Origin of the sequence: Longimicrobium sp., assembly GCF_036388275.1 — a bacterium.
GTDB lineage: Bacteria > Gemmatimonadota > Gemmatimonadetes > Longimicrobiales > Longimicrobiaceae > Longimicrobium.
Genome location: NZ_DASVSF010000086.1, coordinates 78,699 through 99,212 on the forward strand (window position 1 = coordinate 78,699; position 20,514 = coordinate 99,212).

Sequence of the window (20,514 nt, forward strand, 5' to 3'; positions counted from 1 at the left end):
CTGAGTTGGCCGCTCATCGGGATGACAACGTGCGATTCGGCAGGTGCGGCGTGCGGCTTCCCGGGCTTCCAGGCACCTCCGTTGATCGCACCTCAGCCGCTCAATCCAGCACGACGAAATCGTCTACCTCGTCCAGCGGCACCTCCACCCGGTCGCCGGTGCCCAGGTGGTGCCCGATCAGGATCTCGCCGCCGTAGTCGTGGCGCAGGCGCGAGGGAACCATGGTGATCTCCGTTCCCCTCCGCCGCATCTGGATTCGAGCCCCCTCGTCCATGGCGCGCTCGAGCCGGTCGAGCGCGGAGGGCGTCCAGTTCACCCGCCGTCGCCCCTCGCCGTGTCGGGGGGCGGCGCACCGATGGCCGGGGTGGCCGCGCCCGCGCCCGTGGCGCCGGCCGCACCCCCGGCGGGAGCCGCCGCGCCGCCCCCCATGCCCGGTACGGCCGGGAAGGCCGGCGTGGCCAGCGACGTGTCGGGGCGAAGCTCCGTCGTGGAGCGCACCCCGCGCAGCCCCTCGGGACGCACGGAAACGTAGAAGTCCTTGATGAACAGCGAGTCGATCTTGGCGAACCCGCTGTCGGGCACGTCGCCGAACTTGGTGCCGGGGCGCGGCCGGGGGATGCGCACCCCCAGCGTGTCCATCCACATGTCGAACTCGGCGCGAGAGATCCGCTGGAGGTAGCCGTTCACCTCCAGCCGCGAGCCGGGCCCCAGCGAGCGCAGGGCGCTGGCCGGCGGCTCGGGCTCGAACCGCACCAGGATGCGGCGCCCGTTGGCCGTGCGCACCCACACCGCCAGGTTGCGCTGCCGGCTTTCGGACGTGGCCGTCAGGTGCACCAGCCGGCCCAGCTCGCGCGTGTCGAGCGGCAGGAGCGATTCGAACAGCTGGGCCTCCATGGGCAGCACCGGCGCGCGGTCCGCGCCAAAGCCGGCCAGGGCCCCCACCTTTCTCTTGGAGCTCATGGTGCTGTCGCCGAACACCGCGGCCGCCACCAGCAGCAGCATCGACGACAGCGCCAGCACCGTCACCCACAGCCATGCGCGGGACTCGCGCCCGCGAACCATCCTGATGTCCATCCGTTCCGCCTGGATGAGGAGAGCGTTAGGGTGGCCCACGAGCGCAAGGAGCGTTCCGGCGGCGGCTTGCACGCGGCGCGGCGCGGCGGTTATTGTTTGCCGTCCACGCACGCGCAGTCGCGCACGCACACGCATCCGGAGGAAGACCGTGCCCCGTCCCGCGCCCCAGCCCCGGCCCCGGCGCTCCAACATGCTGCCGTTCTACGCGATCCTGGGTGTCGTCGCGCTGGGCGGCGCCTTCCTGCTGTTCCGGCAGATGGGCGGCGGCGGAGGCAACCCCGCCACCACGCTGAGCCCCGTGGTCATGGCGCCCGACCAGCTGAACCGGGTTCCCGGCATCAGCAAGGGCCGCGCGGACGCGCCGGTGGTGATTTTCGAGTTCGCCGACTTCCAGTGCCCCGGCTGCGGCAAGTTCGCCCAGTTCTCCGAGCCGCTGCTGCAGGAGTGGATCGACAACGGCACCGTGCGCTTCGTCTGGTACGACTTTCCGCTTACGCAGATCCACCAGAACGCGGTGATCGCTTCGCGCGCGGGCCGCTGCGCCAACGAGCAGGACAAGTTCTGGCCGTACCACGACCGCGTGTTCGGCGGGCAGAGCCAGTGGTCCAGCTCCGGCAGCGCCGACGACATCTTCATCGAGTACGCCGAGGCCGAGGGGCTGGACGTGGGCGCCTTCACCCAGTGCCTGCGCTCCGACAAGTACCAGAAGGAAGTGTCGGAGTCGTACCAGCTGGGCACTTCGCTGGGCGTCGGCGGCACGCCCACGCTGTTCATCAACGGCAAGAAGATCAACGACACCCCCGGCACCCGCGCCGAGTGGGAGCAGCTGATCCGCCAGGAGAGCGGCGGCGCCGCGGCCCCGGCTGCCGGTGCGGCCGCCGCGCCGGCCACGGGTGGCGCGGCCGCTCCCGCCGCCGACAGCGCCGCGTGACGGACGCGCTGGCGGGCGGCCTGCCCGGCGAGCTGGAAGAGCGTCCGCCGGTGGCGCGCATGGCCATCGCCGTGCTGGCGCTGATCGGGCTGCTTGTGGCCGCGTACCTGTCGATGTACAAGATGGGAATGCTGGGCGTCATCCAGTGCCAGATCGGCTCGTGCGAAAAGGTGCAGACGTCGCAGTACGCGTACTTCCTGGGCCTGCCCGTGGCCTACTACGGCGTGGCCGCGTACGTCGCCATCCTGGTGGTGGCCATGCTGGGCATTCAGCCGCGGTTCGAGCGCGAGCGGTGGGTGGCGCTGGCGCTGTTCGGCATGTCGGCGGTGGGAGTGCTGTTCTCGGCCTACCTCACGTACCTGGAAGCGGCGGTCATCCACGCGTGGTGCCAGTGGTGCGTGGTGTCGGCCGTGCTGATCACGTTGATCTTCCTGCTTTCCCTTCCGGGGCTGCGGCAGGCCCGGTAGGGCGCGGGTTCACTGAATTTTCGGGAGCAACGAGGATGTCGCAGACTCCGGGGCAGACCGTGCGCGTGCGGCTGCTGTTCGCAGACCAGGGAACGTTCCACCCCGAAACGGTGCACGTGCCGCTGGACATGCTGTCGCGCTACGAGCGGCTGGTAGACCTGCTTCGCGAGGAGGAGTCGGTCACGCGCCAGCTCTTCGTCGACATGGGACGCCTGGTCTCGGCCGCGGTGATCGGGGACGGCGAGCAGGACTGAGATCTTCCCTCCCCGCGGCAAAACAGGATCGGCCCTCCACCGCGCCGCGGGGGAGGGCCGATGCCGTGAGTGCGTCCGCGGATCAGGGGGCCGGCGGGGCGGGCGCGGGCGCGTTCAGCAGCGAATCGATCGTGGCCGAGAGCTGCTCGTACGGCACGGCGCCGGTCATCATCTGCTGGCCGCCGCGGCTGCCGAGGATGAACGTGGGCGTGCCCTGGATGCCGGCCTGGGATGCCTGCATGGCGTCGCCGACGATCAGCGAGGCCACGCGGTCGTTGCGGGTGCAGTCGCGGAACGCGTCCATGTCCAGCCGAAGCTCCTGCGCGAATCCCTCGAACCGCTCGGTGGCGTTCGCCTGCCCCGACCACTCGCGCTGCGTGGCGAACAGGCGATCGTGCATGGGCCAGAACTTGTCCTGCGCCGAGGCGCACATCGACGCTTCGGCCGCGGCGAACGCCTGCTGGTGGTTGGCCAGCGGGAGGTGGATGTACAGCATTCGCACCCGCCCGGTGCGCACGTACGCGCTGTCGATGCGGGGATACGTGGTGGTGGCGAACTCGCGGCAGTACGGGCACTGGAAGTCCGATACCTCGACGATGGTCATCGTGGCGGTCGCGGAACCCTTGTAGCGTCCGCTGTCGGCCCGAGCGATCAGGGCGGCAGGGGTCTGGGCCGCATCGGCGCCCTGCGTGCCGGAGCCCCCCGGCTGTGCGCAGGCCGCGGTGGAAAGCGTGGCTGCCACCAGCAGGATGGCCGCGCAGGCGAGCGGACGAAGGCGGTTCATGGGCGTGGATTCTTGCGGGTAGGCAAAGGGCGCGGATCTCTCCGCGCCCGCGTCGCGGCCGGGAAGGGCCGCGGCGGAAGATAGCCGGTCGCGCCGGGAAAGGCCATCTCGGCTGTCTCGCGGACCGCAACGAAGTGCACCACGGAAACGATGATCTACATCCAGATGCCGCCCGAGGACGCGGACGACGAGGCGCTCGACGCGGAGTTCCCCCTGGGCGACGGCACCGCCGACACCGTCGCGCTCGTGCAGTGCCCCTACTGCGGCGAGGAGATGGAGATGGCGCTGGACCCGGGAAGCGGCCCGCGGCAGGAGTACGTGGAAGACTGCCAGGTGTGCTGCCGCCCCTGGCAGGTAGGCGTGCGCTACGGCCCTGACGGCGCCGCGCAGGTGACCGTGGATGCCTCCGACGACGGCTGGGACGACTGAACCACTGTTTCACGCAGAGGACGCAGAGAAGACAGAGAGGACGCAGAGAACTTCGCTCGCTCTCTGCGTCCTCTCGGTTCCCTCTGCGACCTCTGCGTGAAACTGTCCTTCCAGGGGCTACGCGACGTTCGCGTTCTCCTCGCGGTACCGCGCCAGCACCTCCAGGAACACCTTGGACGAGCGGGCAAAGGCGCCGCGGCGGCGAAGCTCGGTGGGGCTGCTGCCCACGAACTTCTGCGTCACGCGTCGCAGTCCGCTGTCCGACGAGTAGCCGCAGGCGTGGGCCACCGAGAGCACGGTGCGGCCCGGGTCGTCCAGCAGCTCGGCGGCCAGGAGAATGCGCATCCACGCCAGCAGCTTGCGCGGGGGCGGCAGCTCGGCGCGCTCGCACCAGCGCAGCAGCGTGCGGCGCGAGAGGCGAAGCTGGCGCGCCAGGTCGCGCCCGTGTCCACCCACCGCCACCACCTCGGCCGCCGCGTCGACGATGGCGCGCGCGCGCCCCGGCGTGTCGGCGGGCAGCACGTTCTCCAGCAGCGCCTTCAGCGGCCGGCCCTGCGCGGCGCGAAAGCGCTGCACCATGGCCTGCGGCGTGTCGTCGTGCGAGATGGAGATCACCTGCACCACGCCCCACTTGCCCAGCGTGCGCAGGTCGTCCATGCGCGTGGGCTTGATCTCCATCGCGGCGAACACCGCCGTCGAGGGAAACTCCACCAGCAGCGACTTGAGGCTGGGCGACGGGCCGGTCGTGCCGTACACCTCTTCGTACGGGTTCACCACCACCAGCGCGGAGGGTGGAGAGTCGCGCACCGCTTCTTCCAGCGACGGCCAGTCGGGCACCGCCTGGAACGTGTATTCGCGGCCCGCCACCTTGCGGACGCGCTCGCGGAAGGCCTCGTTGCTATGCAGAACCAGCAGGGGACGGGCGCCGATCTTCATCAGGGTGTGTGGGCTGGAGGTGCTTGGGGTGGAGGAGGGTCCGGGCGCCGGCCGGGGCGGGCAGGCGCTGCGTCACCGGGCTGCCGCGCATGACGTCCGCCGCCGTTCGACTCGCGATGGCCCGGGAAGCGCTCCCGCGCGGCCGTGCGACGCACGGCGCGTGTGGAGCTGCGGAGCATGGCAAGGAAGCGGACGCTCTGGCGGAATGAGCTTTGAACGGCGAGTCACCATTGTAATGCCTATGTTCTTTCCACGCCATAGTCTTGCAGCCGTCCGCACCGTAGCGTCGTCCGTGCCTGGGAGTGGTGGGCGTGGTCGAAACGGCGTGAAAGACTCGCCGGGGGCCCTTTGCCGAACCCGCGCCGGAGCGGCCACGAGACGGGAAGAATCGGGATGCGAGCGTCCCAAACGGTGCGGTACCAAGGGACTGGAGCGCCTGCGCCCGCCCTTTTCGGGGCTTCGCGCCATGACGCACGGCTGTGAAGAGATTGCGTCGCGAGGAGAGCGGGAATCGGTGTGTGGAGAATACAGAAAGCGGCGTCCGGCGGTGCGCGCCAACCGGGCGGCACCGGAGGGTCATCCCGTCGCGATGCGGCGCAGATCGTCGATGATGCGGTCCACGTAGCGCGGCACCTGCGGCCCGCCTCGGTCCAGCGCGATGGCGCCGAGCGCCGAAGCGGCGTCCTGAACCGTTCCCTGCTCGCGCGCGAATCGCTCGTCCTCCCAGTCCAGCTCCGCCAATCGTTCCCCGATGCTCGCCAGCGCCTCGTGGATGGCGGGAAGCAGCGCTCCGCGCTCCATCGGCCCGGCGGCCTTGAGCGCGAGCAGCCGCTCGATGGCGCCTTCGCAGGCCTGCACGAACTCGGGAGGGTGGGGGCGAGGTTCGGTCATGGCTCTCGCGGGGCAAGGGGATGGGGGAAACAGTAGGGAAGTGCGGGTCCGGGACTTCGCGCCGGGTGGGGCTCGGATGGACGGGATCTGGCGCGCTTCGACGGCTCCGGCGCAGTCCCCTGGCCGCCCTCTCTCCCCGGCCCTCTCCCCCGCAAGCGGGGGAAGGAGAATTCGACTGCACTTCGGCTGGCCCCGTGCGCGTGACTACGCATGCAGTCCGCGAAGGCGGACTTTGGGCCGTTGTTGCCGCGGTTTCAACCGCCCCAGTAGCGCCGAGGCCGGCGCACGTCTTTTCGCCCCACACCAATCCCGCCGTCCTCTCCTCTCCCGCGCCGTTTGCGGGGGAGGGGCCGGGGGAGGGGGAACCTACCGCCTCCGCAGCATCCGGGGCAGCAGCGACGCGGCGATCACGATCACCACCAGTCCCCGGAACACGTACTGTACGTACGGCGGCTGGCCCTCGGGCGTAAACGTCGGCAGCAGGAACAGGTCCGCCATCAGCAGCGCGATGAACGTCAGCGCCACCAGCACGCCGAACACCAGCGGCTGGGGACGCGGGTCTACCGCCACGTGGTTCTCGTCGTGGATGTCCACATGCGCGGTCTCGCGCAGCAGCAGCGACCCGATGATGAAGGTGATGGTCGCTACCGCGACGGGATAGATCAGCCCGGCGTAGCGGGCCGCGACGGGAAAGGCGCCCGGGTTGGCCATCGCCGCCGCCGACACCGCCGTGGCGATCACCGGCAGGAATCCCCCGAAGTAGCCATTGCCCACGTGGTAGGGCAGCGAAACCGACGTGTACCGCACCCGCGCCGGAAAGCTCTCCACCAGGAACGCCGCGATGGGCCCGTACACGATGGTCACCAGGATCACCAGCATGAACACGCACACCGTGAGCATCACCGGGTTGTACGTGCCCCCCGCCGGCGTGAACCGCCACATCAGCGCAAAGATGGGGATGATGAAGATGGCCGCCAGCAGGTTGCCCGTCATCATCACCTTCTTGCGCCCCACCCGGTCAGACAGCGCGCCAAAGACGATGAAGAACGGCGTCGCCGCCGCCAGCGCCACGGCGATGATGGTGCGGGTGTCCACGAAATCCACCTTGCCCACGCTTTCCAGCCAGGTGAGCGCATAGAACTGGCCCGTGTACCACACCACCGCCTGCCCCGCCGCCGCGCCCCACAGCACCGTCAGCATGGTCTGCCACCGCGAAACCGAGCCCAGGCTTTCGGCCACCGGCGCGTCCGACGTCTTGCCCTGCGCCTTCATGCGGGTGAAGAGCGGGCTCTCGGCCAGGCGCATGCGGATGAACAGCGACACCAGCACCAGCACCGCGGAAAGCAGGAACGGAATCCGCCATCCCCAGCGCTCCCAGTCCTCGGTGGACATGGCGTTGCGCACCAGCAGGATCACCACCAGCGACACGAACAGGCCCAGCGTGGCCGTGGTCTGGATGAACGCCGTGTAGTAGCCGCGCTTGTTGTTGGGCACATGTTCCGCCACGTACGTGGCCGCGCCGCCGTACTCGCCGCCCAGCGCCAGCCCCTGCAGAAGCCGTAGCACCAGCAGCGTCATGGGCGCGAAGATGCCGATGCTGGCGTACCCGGGAAGCAGGCCGATGACGAACGTAGCCCCGCCCATGATCACCAGCGTCACCAGGAAGGCGTACTTGCGGCCCACCCGGTCGCCCACGCGGCCGAACACCAGCGCGCCGAACGGCCGCGCCGCGAAGCCGGCGGCAAATGTCGCCAGCGTCTGCACCAGCGCCAGCGTGGTGTTTCCCTGCGGAAAGAAGTGCCCGGCGATGATGGTGGCCAGGCTGCCGAAGATGTAGAAGTCGTACCACTCGATCATCGTCCCCACGGCCGACGCGGCGATCACCGTGCGGATCGTCTTCTTGTCGGCGGGGCCCACCGGGCCGTGTTCGTCGAAATAGGCGGTGTCGGTCATCGGCGGATGCGGGTCCCCGGGAGAGGTGGCACGACGGTTTGCGGCTTGGTCCCGTCGCGGGATAGCTTGGCGAGCGAACGTCCGATCCGGCTGCTTCGCCGGAAGCTGTGCCTGCTCCGCGCTCCCCGCAAGGCTCGTGCGGGACTTGCAGGGCGGGCGGACGCACCTTCACCCGACATCGATCGCGCACAGGAGATCTCCGGATGGCCTCCGAGCAGACCCTCGACTCGCTCCTTACCGAAGACCGCAGCTTTCCGCCGCCGCCCGAGTTCGCCCGGCAGGCGCACGTGTCCGATCCCGCCATCTACGAGCAGGCCGAGGCCGATCCCGAGGCGTACTGGGCGCGCTGGGCCGGCGAGCTCCACTGGTTCCGCCCGTGGGACCAGGTGCTGGAGTGGGAGCCGCCGTTCGCCAAATGGTTCGTGGGCGGAACGCTGAACGCGGCGTACAACTGCCTGGACCGCCACCTGGACGGTCCACGCCGCACCAAGACCGCGCTGCTGTGGGAGGGTGAGCCGGGCGACCGCAAGTCGTTCACGTACGAGGAGCTTCACGCCGAGGTCTGCCGCGCCGCCAACGCGCTGCGCAAGCTGGGCGTCGGCAAGGGCGACCGCGTGGCCATCTACCTGCCCATGATCCCCGAGGCGGCCGTCGCCATGCTGGCCTGCGCGCGCATCGGCGCGGCCCACTCGGTGGTGTTCGGCGGATTCTCGTCGGAGTCGCTGCGCGACCGCATCAACGACGCCAAGGCCCGCCTGCTGATCACGGCCGATGGCGGATACCGTCGCGGCGGCATCGTCCCGCTGAAGCGCGCGGCCGACGAGGCGCTGACGGAACAGGGGGGATGCCCGTCCATCGAGCACGTCCTGGTCGTCCGCCGCCACGTGGAGGGCGAGGCGGTCGGTGGAGCGCAGATGGAGGACGGGCGCGACCTGTGGTGGCACGACGTCGTCGCCGGCGAGGGCGCGGAGGCCCCGGCCGAGGAGATGGATGCCGAGGACCTGCTGTACATCCTCTACACCTCGGGCACGACGGGGAAGCCCAAGGGGATCATGCACACCACCGGCGGATACCTGACGCAGGCGTACGCCACCACCAAGTGGGTGTTCGACCTCAAGGAGGACGACGTCTACTGGTGCACGGCCGATGTCGGGTGGGTGACGGGGCACTCGTACCTGGTGTACGGTCCGCTGGCGAACGGCGCCACGGTGCTGATGTACGAGGGCGCGCCCGACGCGCCGGACCGCGGCCGGTTCTGGAAGATCATCCAGGACTACAAGGTCACCATCTTCTACACCGCGCCGACGGCCATCCGCGCGTTCATGAAGTGGGGCACCGAGTGGCCGTCCAGGTTCGACCTGTCGTCGCTGCGCCTGCTGGGCACGGTGGGCGAGCCCATCAACCCCGAGGCGTGGATCTGGTACCACCTGAACATCGGGCACGAGCGGTGCCCCATCGTCGACACGTGGTGGCAGACGGAAACGGGCGCCATCATGATTACGCCGCTGCCGGGGGTGACGGAAACGGTGCCCGGCTCGGCCACGCGCACCTTTCCCGGCATCCACGCCGACATCCTGACGCTGCAGGGCGACTGCATCGACGCGGGAGGCGGCTTCCTGGCCATCCGGCGCCCGTGGCCCTCCATGCTGCGCGGCATCTGGGGAGACCCGGAGCGCTTCCGCGACACGTACTGGAGCAAGTGGCAGGGGATGACGGTCGCCGGCGACCAGCCGGGCGAGGGGGTGTACTTTCCGGGGGATGGCGCCAAGCGTGACGAGCGCGGCTACTTCTGGGTGATCGGCCGCATCGACGACGTGCTGAACGTGGCGGGCCACCGCATCGGCACCATGGAGGTGGAGAGCGCGCTGGTGGACCACCCCGCCGTCGCCGAGGCCGCGGTCGTGGGCAAGGCGCACGAGCTGAAAGGGCAGGCGGTGGCGGCGTTCGTGACGCTCAAGGACGGCTTGGCGCCCACGGACGAGCTCAAGCGCGAGCTGTCGGAGCACGTGGTCCGAAAGATCGGCGCCATCGCGCGCCCCGACGCCATCCTCTTCGCGGGAGACCTCCCCAAGACACGCTCCGGCAAGATCATGCGCCGTCTGCTCAAGGACATAGCCGAAGGCCGCGCCCTCGGCGACACGACGACGCTGGCAGATCCCTCGGTGGTAGCGCGCCTCAAGGACGACTACGAGAGCAAGGGCGAGGGTTGATCCCAGGTTCAAGCGCAGTTCATCGGGCCGGCTTCCAGGAAGGGAGTCGGCCCGGCTTCATTTTCCGTGGCTTGCGGTCGGAAATCCTCTCTCGCGTCCATCTACATCCTACTGGCGGCGCGCTTTGATGCGCTGCCGCTCCCCGCCCGTAGTTCTAACCCTCTTCATCCAAGGGCGGCCCATGTGTACGCGCAATCCACTCCATTGCATCATCCCTCCGGACCATTCTGCTCCAGATCGCCGAAAACCGGACTGAAGAGCACCGGAATGGGCGCCTAGAAAGCGAGTTCTTTTCCGCCGTGCCCGCCCCAGCCCCAGCCCCATAGGTGCAACCGCAACCGCTCACCGTAGATCCCGCACGGTTGGCGTGCATTCTCGCCCAGCCCCGCTATCGAGGTGAGCGCGGGGGAAAAGAGGCCGGTGTGTCCATCTACCTTCATGAAGCGGGCGGCTCGAATCACCTCGCCAGGGAGTCACGCCATGCCCGTGGCAGAACCCCCATCGGCCCATCCTTTCCCATGAGGTCCCACTATGAAGAAACTGCGTCATATCGTCTCAGCCGCTGTCGGGACCCTAATCGCCACGACCTCTGCCGCACAGATGGCTCCGGTGACTACTGCCGGCGACCGAGATATCGACGTTCTTCACCCACGGTACTTCGTGCGGATCTATGAATTGAAAGTCAACGGGGACACCAACGTCGTGCTCACGCAGAGTGAGTCTCTCTCTCGGCGCGTCCATCTGCGGCCGTACGTAGAAGTGGATCGGCGTAGCACGCTCCACATCGATTTCGACCGGACGTGGATGGCGGCCCAGCCGGATCTTGAGGCGGACATGCTCATCACAGCGGAGGTCGTAGGGCGGGAGGGCTCGCAGCCGGTAGAAGTGCCTGGCTACCACGTTCTCGGGCGGGCAGCGGATTCTCGCCCCGTGCGCGTGCAATCGGCAGCCGATGTCCACACAGCGCTCATGGAATTTTCGGATACTTCGGCAATCATAGGCCGGACACTCCGGGAGTTGCGAGAGAGACGATGGGCCGCGGCTGCCGGAGACAACCGCTTCGGGCGCATTCAGCAGTTCTTGGATCAGAACCGGGCTGAACTGGCGGCGGCCAACGCAGCGCTGACCCAGTTGCGGAGCGATACGGCGGAAGCTTGGCGCGAGGAAGACTCTGGCCGCCGGGTAGAGCTTGCCGAGCGGATCGCGCGTCTGGAAAGAGCCCATGCAGATTCGAGCGTGCAAATCTCGCGGCTTCAGGGGATGCGTGAGTACATCGTCGGAGCCAGCCACCTCCTGGCTGAGCACCACACGGAACTTCTTCCCGCAGTCGCGCGCCTGACGACGCAACAATCTCGCGACGTGCTGAGGATCATTGCCCGGAGGAACCGGCGCGATCCCGAGGTGATCACGGCGGTTGCACGCAATATTCAAGAAGATGTAACGGCAATCCGGGCTAGACCCAGCCTCACGGACGGGGCAAAGCAATCGGAGTTGACTGATCGGCTAAATATCCTGCGTGGGATAGAAAATGGACTGGAGGAGTTGATCAGGTTCGCAAGCCGCGCATCCAGTTCGGATCAGGTGGACGCGGTGCAATTGGACCTTCTGCGACCGCTTAAGGAAGTCGACCTCCCGCTGTCGAACGCACCGATCGCCTCCGGGACAGAACTGCTCCTCCACATCTACAATTTCCGGGACAGCGCCGCGATGAGCCGCCCCTTGGACTTGCGCATGCGAGTGCGGCAGTTCGGGTGGATCCGAAACGTCACTGATTCCTACATGTTCTTCTACCGGGCGGGGCTCGGCAGTGAGTATAGAGCCCGGGTGAAGGCCGATTCACTGGAGGCGGCGGCGCTTGCGCAAAGCACGGGAGTGCCGGGGGTATTCACTGCGGTGACGCCAAGCAACTTCGAGCCGGCACTGGGGGTGTCACTGAGCTGGTCGTACTACCGACGGCGCAGTTCGGAATGGTATTCCTCACCGCTTCGCTGGCTCGAGCCGGGCATTGGCCTCAACGTCTCGTTCCCCAGGTTCGGGACGCGCCGCGTGACGATCAGCCGTGCAACTCCGACGGATTCCACGAGCCCGCTTACCCGTGCGGTGGAGGAAAACCGGCAGCAGATCGGCTTGAGTTCCGGTGTTGTACTCTCGCTTTTCGACGGTGCGCTACAGTACACATACGGATACTCGTTGTCGAGCGAAATCAAGCGGCGCTATCACGGGGTCGGCTTCAGCTTCTTCGAGGTGGCGAAGCGGCTCGCCGAGGCGGCACGCAATTAGGCTGGGGAGCTTGTCCCCGCGGCCCTGGCCGGCCCGTGACGTCACCATCCGGAATCGTAAGTTGGCGCCCCGGGTGCTGGCCCGGGGCGCCCTTGCCCTTCATCCGCTACTAACCCAAGGTGTCTACGGCCGCTTGAACGTGTATTCCCGCAGCGGACTGGTCGGCCCCACCGTCGTCGTCACCACGATCGTGTTGTCCGGGCCGCGGCGGCCCTGGTAGGTGAAGTCGTCCGTGACCGAGGAGCGGAAGATGAAGCCGTCCTCCGTGCGCTCGACCGTGCCCTCGTCGAAGTAGGTCTCGCTGTCGATCCACACGCCGTCGCGCACGATGGTCAGGAAGATCGCGATCTCGTAGTGCGTCGTGTTGCCCTGGCCGAACGGGTCGGCCTTCAGGTATCCGCCCAGCACCTGCACGTTCACCTTGCCGTCGGCGCGCGTCCGCTCGAACACCGGACCGGGCAGCGCCTGGCCCTCCACTCGCAGCAGGTCGAACACCACCGGCTCCGGATCGGGCTCGGGCGGCGCGGGCACCACCACCCGGCCCTCGCCCGTCACGCCCATCGCCGTGGCGCGGATCAGGGCCTCTCCCACCGCGCGCGCCGTCACCTTGCCCGCGGCATCCACCGTCGCCACGGCCGGGTTGCTGCTGCTCCACTGCACCGGCAGGCCCGGCATCGACTGCCCGGCGGCCGACAGCGCCTGCGCCGTGAAGTTCCACGTCTCCGCCGGCTTGAGCTGCACCATCGTGGGCGTCACCTCCACCCGCGCCACCACCGGCAGCGGCTGCATCACCCGCACGCGGGCCTCGCCCACCTTACCCGCCACGGTCGCGCGGATCACCGCGTCGCCCGGGGCCACCGCCGTCACGCGACCGTCGGCCGCGACCGTCGCCACCTGCTCGTTGCTGCTGGACCAGGCCACCGGGAGCCCGCCCACCGGCGCGCTCTCCGCCGTGTAGGCGATGGCGACCACCGTCTGCGCCTCGCCCGCGAACAGCGCCAGGTCACCGGGCATCACCACCACGCGGTCCACCCGCGGCGCAGGGGCATTCACCTGCAGCCGCGCCTCGCCCGTCTTGCCTTCCACTGTCGCGCGGATGAACGCCACACCCGCGTTCCGCGCCGTCACCCGACCCGCCGCGGAAACGCTGGCGACGGCCTCGTCGCTGCTGCTCCACGACACCGCGCGTCCGGCCAGCACCCGTCCCGCCGCCGAGAGCGGCTCGGCCGCGATCTCCATCTCCGCACCTACCTCCACCGTCAGCGCACCGGGGTTCACGGCCACCGAGGCCACCGGCTCCGGCGTGGGCCGTCCGCCCGTCTCCGTCGTACCCTCGCCGCACGCCGCGAGCATCATCATCGTCAGCAGGGCCGCCGCGCCCCGCGCCATCGCGTTCGTCTTCATCGTTCGATCTATGCAGATGTGTCTGATCTGACTTCGTGAAGCCGGCACCCGCATCGATTCGGCTGCCGGACGGCGCCCTTCAAGGCAATCGGGGTTCCGGTCGCGGCGCGGCAAGGCAACGGATTGGGGCGAACCGAGATGGGCACGAGACGCCATCGAACCGCCCGATGTCGAATGTCACCTGTGCAGGACACTCGGCCGGCAGTGCGCGTGGACGATGGAGGCGGCGGGACTCGCGCGGCATGCCCGCGCCTGACCGACTGCGGAACAGGAGCCGCGTGGGTGCTGCGTGAGTTCGCGGGCGATGAGACGGTTCGGGTGAACCGGCAGTTCAGGCCCGCGGGGGCGAGTGTGTGGCGGATACCTCGGTCGCTGCGGTGTTCGGTGCTCGGCAGGAATGGCTTGGCCGCTCCGTCGGGATAACAACGGGCGCTTCGGCGATGCAGTGCGGGTGCAGGTGAAGTCTCGAACGGCGACGCGTCAGCGCGCCCGGGCCGAAGCTTTCCGCTGTCCAAGCGGCGGGTTCACCCGCTCACGTAGCTCCTGGCCCACGCTGGCCGGTTGACAAGCGGCCAGCGTGCTCGTCATTTGGCCGGAACACGGCGGACCGGGCCGGCGCGCAAAGGCGGCCGGCGTTTTCGTTTCGAGCGACGGATGGCGAGCGGATGGGCGGTACCGAGGGGGACGGAGCGGAGGGGCGGCTGCGGCTGGGCCACATCACCTACAGCAACTGCTTTCCCGTTCATGCGCGGCTGATGGACCGCGGGGCGCCGGCGTGGCTGCAGGTGGTCGAAGGGGTGCCCTCGTACCTGAACGGGCTGCTCGACCGGGGCCGGATCGACGTGGCGCCCTGCTCCAGCATCGAGTTCGCCCGGCATGCGGCGGGCTACCGCGTGCTGCCGGACCTGGTAATCGGCTCGAGGGGGCCGGTGCGCAGCATCCTCTTTCTCACCCGCGTGCCTCCGGCGGAGCTGTCGGGGCGCACGGTGGCGATGCCCACCGCGTCCGCCACGTCGGTGGTGCTGCTGAAGGTGCTGCTGAAGCTTCGCTGGGGCGCCACGCCACGGTTCACCTGGTTCGACCAGGCGCGCGACGACCCGTTCGCCGCCGGGGCCGACGCGGCGCTGTTCATCGGCGACGTGGCGCTGCGACCGGGGCTTCATCCCGAGGTCCCCACGCGGTTCGACCTGGGCGCGGAGTGGATGGAGCACACCGGGCTCCCGTTCGCCTTCGCCGTCTGGCAGGCGGGCGGCGGCACGGACGAGCAGCTCGGCCGCCTGCACGCCGAGCTGCTGGAGTCGCGCGCCTACGGCCTGGAGCACCGCGCCGCCCTCGCGGACCGATACGCCGCGCACTTCGGCTTCACGCCGGAGTTCCTGGACCGCTATTGGGCCGACCTCTCGTACGAGCTGGATGGGCCCATGCTGCAGGGACTGGCGAAGTTCTACGAGCTGGCCGCGGAGATCGGCGAGATCGAGGCACCCCCGGAGATCCGCTTCGCCGGCGGGTGAGCGGGAGGAGGACGCGGATCGAGACGAGAACGGCCCCCCGGACATGCGGGAGGGGCCGTTCTCGGTCCGGAACCAGCGTGGATCAGCTGGTCGGAATGGAGGTGCCGTACTTCGCGTTGATCGCCGCGGCGAACGCGTTCGCCAGGATCACGTGCGCCGCCGTGGAGGGGTGCACGCCGTCGAAGGACATCAGCGCTCCGAAGAAGTTTGGTGCCTGTGTGGCGCCCGGCACCGGGCACGAGTTGAGCACCGCCGCCTGGAACTGGGCGGCGGTCGTTGCCGAACCCAGCGCCTGGCACTTGCGCAGGTACTGGTAGCGGCCGGCGACCACCGGGGTAGCGCCCTCGCCCTTGTTGTTCTGCAGGAAAGGCAGCAGAACCTGGTTCGGGTCCACGTACAGCCAGTTGTTCGCCGTCGCGGCCTGCTGGATGGCCGCGTTGAATGCGTTCACGCGGGCCCCGACGATGGCCTGCTCGCTGGTGTCGAGCACGTAGGCGCCGCGGCGGGGGTCACCTACCGGGAAGGAGGCTGGATCGCAGTTGATCTCGGGGAAGAGGGTGTCGCCGACGATCTGAAACGACACCATGTTCGCCGCCAGCGGATTGGGCTGGCCGAGCGCGTTCACTGGCGAGCAGTTGGCGTTCACCGACTTGCCGTTGAACCGCCCCGTAGCCGCGTCGCGCGCCAGGAAGAAGTACGCGCCCGGCTGGATGATGGGGGCGGCCTGTACCGCGTTCACCACGCCCACCAGCATGGCGCCCTGCGGGGCGGCGATCTTGATGGAATCCACCAGCGCGTTCAGCTGCGCCTGGAAGGTGGCCAGCGGGGTAAGCGACGAGTCGGCGCCGGGGGATCGCGGCCCCAGGATGCCGCTGACCGAAGCCTCGAGCGCGTCGTTGTTCCCGATCCACACCGACACGAACGTCGGCTGGGACTCGATCATGGCCCGCACCTGCGTGCGCGGGCCCACGATCAGGGTGTGGAGCTGGCCGAGCTGCCCCGACGGGAACACCATCAGGTCGCGCAGGCGCTCGCCCGGAACCGCCAGGTTGCTGACGAACGGCGGGTTGTCGATGCGTGTGCAGCTATCCGCGGTGCCGAGCCGTCCCGTGGCGCCCAGCGGCGCCAGGAACGGGCGCGGGCACCCGGGGCGCGCGATCAGCGGCGCGTAGAACTGGCCCCCCGCGCGCTCAGCCAGCAGCACCGGGTAGGCCCGGGTCTGCAGGCTGTCGTTGATGCCGCCGGACTGGTAGCCCGCGGTAATGGAGTTGCCCAGCGACACGTAGCGTTGGAACAGCGCGCCACCGGCGAGCGGCACGCGCGGCGACAGCAGCTCGTCGCCGCCGTCCACGCAGGCGCCGAGCAGCACCGTGCCGGCCAGCGCCGCGGCGCGCAGCACGGTACCCAGCGATCTCTTCTTCATGCGATGATCTCCTTCAGCCAGTTCCGTTCGGGGTGTGCGCATCAGGGCTGCTCGGCGGCCCCGCCGAAGCGGTACGCCAGCGTGAAGTTGAAGACCATGCCGCGCGACTCGTAGATGCCGGCCCGGGGCCCGCCCGGGAGCACGGCGCCCGCGCGCGGCGGCTGGTTGATGTACTGGAACGAGAAGTCCGTCGAGAGCGCGCGCGTCACGCGGTAGCCCAGCCCCAGCGAGTAGTAGTTGCGCTCACCCTCGGGAAGCAGCGGCGTGGCGCGGGGCGTCGCCGCCTCGTTGTAGCGGAACCCCGCGCGCACCACCAGCGCGTCCGTCGCCTGGAAGTCGGCGGCCAGGCGGAAGGTGTTGGCGTCGTTGTAGCCCAGCACCAGCGTGTCGGGCGCGGCGGTCTCGAACTCCACCGGCAGCACGTCGAAGCTGGACCAGTGGGTGCGCTGGAAGTCGCCCATCAGGTTGATGCGGGGGTGCACCCGCGCGCCCACGCCCACCACCACCTGGCTGGGAAAGGTGAGCGTGGTGCCGACGCCCTGGTCCTTGGGCAGGCCGGCCGCGATCACCGCGTCCACGGGATCGTTGCCCGTCTTCACGGGGGCGAAGGTGGCATCGCCGTCCAGGTCAACCTCGGCCGAACCCAGGTAGCGGGCGCCCAGGTACGCGCCTTCACCCAGCTGCAGCATGCCGCCCAGGTGGTACGTCCAGCCGGTGCCTTCGCCAAACAGGTTCACGTCGGCCACCTCGGTGCTGCCCAGCCCCACGGTCTCGGGGCCGAACTGCCGGCGGCTGACGTCGATCTTCCCCATCACGTAGTCCAGGCCCGCGCCCAGCGAAAGCCGGCCGGGGATCACCTGGTACGCCACGGTGGGCTGAATGTAGAAGCCGCGCAGCTGGTTGTCGTACCCGGTGAAGCGGCCCTCGAAGTTGGTGGTGCTGCAGCGGGGGGTCGTGGCGGGGCACACGTCCCATTCCAGCCCCAGGCCGTACGGCGCCAGCGCGCTGACGCCCACGGCCAGCCGCTCGCTGGCGCGGAAGTTCACGTACGCCTGCGGAACCGGAACCGTGGCGTCCTCGCGCTCGATGGTGTTGTCCGACGTCGGCGCCATTCCGGGATCGTACTTGAAGGTGTTGCCCGCGCGCACCAGCGCCACGCCCACCCCGATGGCCGAGGGGCTCGTCGCCATTCCGGCGGGGTTGAACCACACCGTAGAGCCGTCGTCGCACGGCAGCGCCACGCCGGCGCCGGCGCGCGCCGCCATGCAGGCGCTCTGCTGATCGACCATGGAGCCCTGCGCGTGCAGCGGGGCTCCGGCCGCCACGCTCACGGCCGCCGCGGCACTGGCGATGGCCAGACTTCGTCTCATACGATCTCCCTGGAAGTGGTGTGAGGGCCCAACGGTTCGCGCCCGGATCGGGGGCGATGCAATGCTGCGCGACGGGAATGGCAGGCTTTCCGGTGCGCACGATACTGCCCGGCGGCCACCCTCGTCAAGCCGAAAATCACAGTAGTTCCGCCGTCTTCCGGTGAGCGTCGCTCAGTCAGTTTCCCCTGGCGGTCAGCGCCACGACCAGCGTGCCGACGGCGTTGGCGACGGCCACGGCGTTCGCCACCACGAAGATGCGGTTCTTGAGGCGCAGGCTGTACACCAGGAAGAGGGTGCTGGCCAGCGTCTGCAGCCCGAAGAAGAGCGGGTCGATGCCTTCGGGACCCTGCGTGAGCGCACGGATGAAGGTGTAGGTGAGCGAGCCGGCCAGCACCACGCACGCGGCCCAGCCCACCATCTTCACCCACCCCGTGTCCGACGCGCGCCGATGTGGAGGCATTCGTTTTCTGTGAGTACAGGACGCCCGGAAAAGCCGCGGGTCACATGCACGCGGCGCGCCGGGGGCGCGGCAGGGGCCAGAGAAGTGCCGTGAAGCGAGCCCGCTACATCCGGGCGAGCGTGCGAATGTCGTGCTCGGCCTGCTCGGGGCTGGCGGCGTCGGAGATGATCACCTGCAGGTCGCCGCGCCGGTCGATGCCGTACACCGCGCCGGGGTGCGCCAGCAGGCCCGCCGGCTTCGGCGCGTGCTCGCCGTGCTCGCCGTGGGCGGCGCGGGGCTGCGCCGAGTCGGCGATCATCACGTATGCGCCGTACCCCCGGCGAGCCTGGGCCAGCGACGCACTGTCGCCCGTCAGCGCCACGATGCCGTCGCCGAAGCGGGAGGCGTAGGCCTTGAGGACCGCGGGGGTGTCGCGCTCCGGGTCCAGCGTCACCAGCACGATCCGCGTGTCGCGGGCTCGGCGGCCGGCGCGCTCCACGGCCCGGGTGAGCTTCTGTAGCGTCAGCGGGCAGACGTCGGGGCAGTTCGTATAGCCGAAGAACAGCAGCACCGGCGTGCCGCGGAAGGTGGACAGCGTGGTGGGCCGGCCGTCCTGGTCCGTCAGCGCGAAATCCGCCGCGGGGCCGGTTCCCGTGTAGGTGGTGCCGTGAAAGGCGGGCCCCGGGCGGGGCGCCGTCGCCACGCCGGCACCCACGATCACGGCCAGAGAGGCCGCGACCATCGCCACGAGGGGCCAACGGGAGGGGCGGCCTGGATTGCTGGACATCGGCTCTTCGTCTTCGGTTGCCTGCGCGGATCGGCACACAATCTAACATCGGGCGCCATCATCCCGAAGAAGCAGCTTCGCACTCGCGCGGGCATGGACCCCGCAGTACGTTGCGCGCCGGCAAACCGGCGGATCACCACGGGGGAGGAGCGGATGCAGGACTTGGAGCGGCTGGTCTCGGAGGCGTACCAGGATCGCGAGCGGCTGAAGGACGCCGATACGGCGCAGGCGGTGGAGCGCGTGATCGCCCTGCTGGACCGCGGCGAGGTGCGGGTGGCGGAAAAGCGCGACGGCGAGTGGCACGTCAACGCGTGGGTCAAGGAAGCCATCCTGCTGTACTTTGCCCTGCGGCCGCTGGAGCCCATGGAGGCGGGCGACCTGCACTTCTACGACAAGATCCGCACGAAGTCGGACCTGCAGGCGCAGGGCATTCGCGTGGTGCCGCCCGGCGTGGCGCGCTACGGCAGCTTCCTGGAGCCGGGGTGCGTGGTGATGCCCGGCTACGTGAACATCGGCGCGTACGTGGGCGCGGGGACGATGGTGGACACGTGGGCCACCGTGGGCTCGTGCGCGCAGATCGGCAGGGGCGTGCACCTGTCCGGCGGCGTGGGAATCGGCGGGGTGCTGGAGCCGCCCAGCGCCTCGCCCGTGATCGTGGAGGACGGCGCGTTCATCGGGTCGCGCTGCATCGTGGTCGAGGGCGTGGTCGTCGAGGAAGAGGCGGTGCTGGGGGCCAGCGTGGTGCTGACGGCATCCACCCCCATCGTGGACGTGACGGGCCCGGAGCCGGTGATCACCAAGGGGCGCATCCCGGCGCGTTCGGTGGTCATCCCCGGCACGCTCCCCAAGGAGTTCCCGGCGGGCACCTTCCACGTCCCCTGCGCCCTGCTGATCGGCACGCGCAAGGCATCGACGGACAAGAAGACCTCGCTGAACGACGTGCTGCGGACGTTCAACGTGCAGGTGTGAACATCGGGCAAGTGCCAGGAGGCGAGCATGACCATTGACCTGCCTCCCGAGTTGGAGGACGCGGTGAAAGCTGCCGCACGAGAGCACGGTACGACGGCAGAAGCCTTCGTGCTCGCCACCCTCCGCAAGCACCTGCTGCCCGTCGTCAGGAGAGTCGATCCCGATTGTGGCGCACAGAACTTGGCCGAGTATTTGGAGGGCTACATCGGAATTCTCGATAGCCGGGACTTCGTCGTCGGGGGTGCACAGTTGTCCGAGAATACGGGCGAGCAATTCACCGATATTTTGGTCGAGAAACGACGGCAGGGGCGGCTCTGAGTTCTCCCCTCTCCCGCTTGCGGGAGAGGGGCCGGGGGAGAGGGCAGCCGGGGACTGCGCCGGAACTATCGAATTGCCCGGAAC

General features: G+C 69.2%; 20 protein-coding genes. 9 read left to right on the forward strand and 11 right to left on the reverse strand.

What is annotated here, in order from left to right; genetic code table 11:
- Positions 1-100 precede the first annotated feature (100 nt).
- Both VF632_RS17935 and VF632_RS17940 read right to left on the reverse strand, forming a co-directional pair.
- Entirely contained in the window at positions 101-316 is a 216-nt protein-coding gene (locus VF632_RS17935; RefSeq protein ID WP_331024308.1) for a hypothetical protein, read from the reverse strand.
- Positions 313-1,074 (reverse strand): hypothetical protein, encoded by a 762-nt coding sequence (locus VF632_RS17940; protein ID WP_331024309.1) that lies wholly within the window; start codon positions 1,072-1,074, stop codon positions 313-315. Before VF632_RS17940 ends, VF632_RS17935 begins: the two co-directional genes overlap by 4 nt.
- A 148-nt stretch (positions 1,075-1,222) precedes the next feature.
- Here VF632_RS17940 and VF632_RS17945 point away from each other — a divergent pair, with 148 nt between their 5' ends.
- The 3 genes from VF632_RS17945 to VF632_RS17955 are packed head-to-tail and all read left to right on the forward strand — an operon-like array spanning position 1,223 to position 2,726.
- Positions 1,223-2,005: a DsbA family protein gene (locus VF632_RS17945; RefSeq protein WP_331024310.1), complete on the forward strand. Its 783-nt coding sequence runs from the start codon at positions 1,223-1,225 to the stop codon at positions 2,003-2,005.
- Positions 2,002-2,472: a vitamin K epoxide reductase family protein gene (locus VF632_RS17950; RefSeq protein WP_331024311.1), complete on the forward strand. Its 471-nt coding sequence runs from the start codon at positions 2,002-2,004 to the stop codon at positions 2,470-2,472. Before VF632_RS17945 ends, VF632_RS17950 begins: the two co-directional genes overlap by 4 nt.
- A gap of 35 nt (positions 2,473-2,507) precedes the next feature.
- Positions 2,508-2,726, forward strand: coding sequence for a hypothetical protein (locus VF632_RS17955; protein WP_331024312.1), 219 nt, complete (start codon positions 2,508-2,510; stop codon positions 2,724-2,726).
- 82 nt (positions 2,727-2,808) lie between these two features.
- Here VF632_RS17955 and VF632_RS17960 read toward each other — a convergent pair whose 3' ends face one another.
- On the reverse strand, positions 2,809-3,510 hold the full coding sequence (locus VF632_RS17960) for a DsbA family protein (RefSeq protein WP_331024313.1): 702 nt from the start codon (positions 3,508-3,510) through the stop codon (positions 2,809-2,811).
- 150 nt (positions 3,511-3,660) lie between these two features.
- Here VF632_RS17960 and VF632_RS17965 point away from each other — a divergent pair, with 150 nt between their 5' ends.
- Positions 3,661-3,939 carry a CPXCG motif-containing cysteine-rich protein gene (locus VF632_RS17965; RefSeq protein ID WP_331024314.1) on the forward strand — a complete coding sequence of 93 codons (279 nt, stop codon included), beginning with the start codon at positions 3,661-3,663 and terminating at the stop codon, positions 3,937-3,939.
- Between the two features lie 117 nt (positions 3,940-4,056).
- On the opposite strand, the gene VF632_RS17970 is transcribed toward VF632_RS17965, so the two are convergent.
- From VF632_RS17970 to VF632_RS17980, 3 genes are all read right to left on the reverse strand, one after another.
- Positions 4,057-4,875 carry a helix-turn-helix domain-containing protein gene (locus VF632_RS17970; RefSeq protein WP_331024315.1) on the reverse strand — a complete coding sequence of 273 codons (819 nt, stop codon included), beginning with the start codon at positions 4,873-4,875 and terminating at the stop codon, positions 4,057-4,059.
- Between the two features lie 576 nt (positions 4,876-5,451).
- On the reverse strand, positions 5,452-5,766 hold the full coding sequence (locus VF632_RS17975; protein WP_331024316.1) for a hypothetical protein: 315 nt from the start codon (positions 5,764-5,766) through the stop codon (positions 5,452-5,454).
- A 366-nt stretch (positions 5,767-6,132) separates the two neighbouring features.
- Positions 6,133-7,719, reverse strand: a complete 1,587-nt coding sequence (locus tag VF632_RS17980; RefSeq protein ID WP_331024317.1) for an MFS transporter — start codon at positions 7,717-7,719, stop codon at positions 6,133-6,135.
- A 203-nt stretch (positions 7,720-7,922) separates the two neighbouring features.
- Between VF632_RS17980 and acs the strand changes: the two genes are divergently transcribed.
- Positions 7,923-9,929 carry an acetate--CoA ligase gene (gene acs / locus VF632_RS17985; RefSeq protein ID WP_331024318.1) on the forward strand — a complete coding sequence of 669 codons (2,007 nt, stop codon included), beginning with the start codon at positions 7,923-7,925 and terminating at the stop codon, positions 9,927-9,929.
- A 531-nt stretch (positions 9,930-10,460) separates the two neighbouring features.
- Positions 10,461-12,209, forward strand: a complete 1,749-nt coding sequence (locus VF632_RS17990; protein ID WP_331024319.1) for a hypothetical protein — start codon at positions 10,461-10,463, stop codon at positions 12,207-12,209.
- Between the two features lie 123 nt (positions 12,210-12,332).
- Here the strand turns inward: VF632_RS17990 and VF632_RS17995 are convergent, their stop codons facing one another.
- Positions 12,333-13,613, reverse strand: a complete 1,281-nt coding sequence (locus VF632_RS17995) for an Ig-like domain-containing protein (protein WP_331024320.1) — start codon at positions 13,611-13,613, stop codon at positions 12,333-12,335.
- A gap of 665 nt (positions 13,614-14,278) precedes the next feature.
- Here VF632_RS17995 and VF632_RS18000 point away from each other — a divergent pair.
- Positions 14,279-15,124, forward strand: coding sequence for a menaquinone biosynthesis protein (locus tag VF632_RS18000; protein WP_331024321.1), 846 nt, complete (start codon positions 14,279-14,281; stop codon positions 15,122-15,124).
- 82 nt (positions 15,125-15,206) lie between these two features.
- Here the strand turns inward: VF632_RS18000 and VF632_RS18005 are convergent, their stop codons facing one another.
- The 4 genes from VF632_RS18005 to VF632_RS18020 form a co-directional block, all read right to left on the reverse strand.
- The gene (locus tag VF632_RS18005) at positions 15,207-16,547 is read right to left on the reverse strand and encodes an SGNH/GDSL hydrolase family protein (RefSeq protein WP_331024322.1); all 1,341 of its coding nucleotides are present in this window, start codon (positions 16,545-16,547) and stop codon (positions 15,207-15,209) included.
- 41 nt (positions 16,548-16,588) lie between these two features.
- The gene (locus VF632_RS18010) at positions 16,589-17,917 is read right to left on the reverse strand and encodes an OmpP1/FadL family transporter (protein ID WP_331024323.1); all 1,329 of its coding nucleotides are present in this window, start codon (positions 17,915-17,917) and stop codon (positions 16,589-16,591) included.
- 175 nt (positions 17,918-18,092) lie between these two features.
- Positions 18,093-18,377 (reverse strand): hypothetical protein, encoded by a 285-nt coding sequence (locus VF632_RS18015; RefSeq protein ID WP_331024324.1) that lies wholly within the window; start codon positions 18,375-18,377, stop codon positions 18,093-18,095.
- 103 nt (positions 18,378-18,480) lie between these two features.
- Entirely contained in the window at positions 18,481-19,143 is a 663-nt protein-coding gene (locus VF632_RS18020) for an SCO family protein (RefSeq protein ID WP_331024325.1), read from the reverse strand.
- 153 nt (positions 19,144-19,296) lie between these two features.
- Between VF632_RS18020 and VF632_RS18025 the strand changes: the two genes are divergently transcribed.
- Entirely contained in the window at positions 19,297-20,112 is an 816-nt protein-coding gene (locus VF632_RS18025) for a 2,3,4,5-tetrahydropyridine-2,6-dicarboxylate N-succinyltransferase (protein ID WP_331024326.1), read from the forward strand.
- 27 nt (positions 20,113-20,139) lie between these two features.
- The gene (locus tag VF632_RS18030; RefSeq protein ID WP_331024327.1) at positions 20,140-20,430 is read left to right on the forward strand and encodes a hypothetical protein; all 291 of its coding nucleotides are present in this window, start codon (positions 20,140-20,142) and stop codon (positions 20,428-20,430) included.
- The last annotated feature ends 84 nt before the right edge of the window (positions 20,431-20,514 follow it).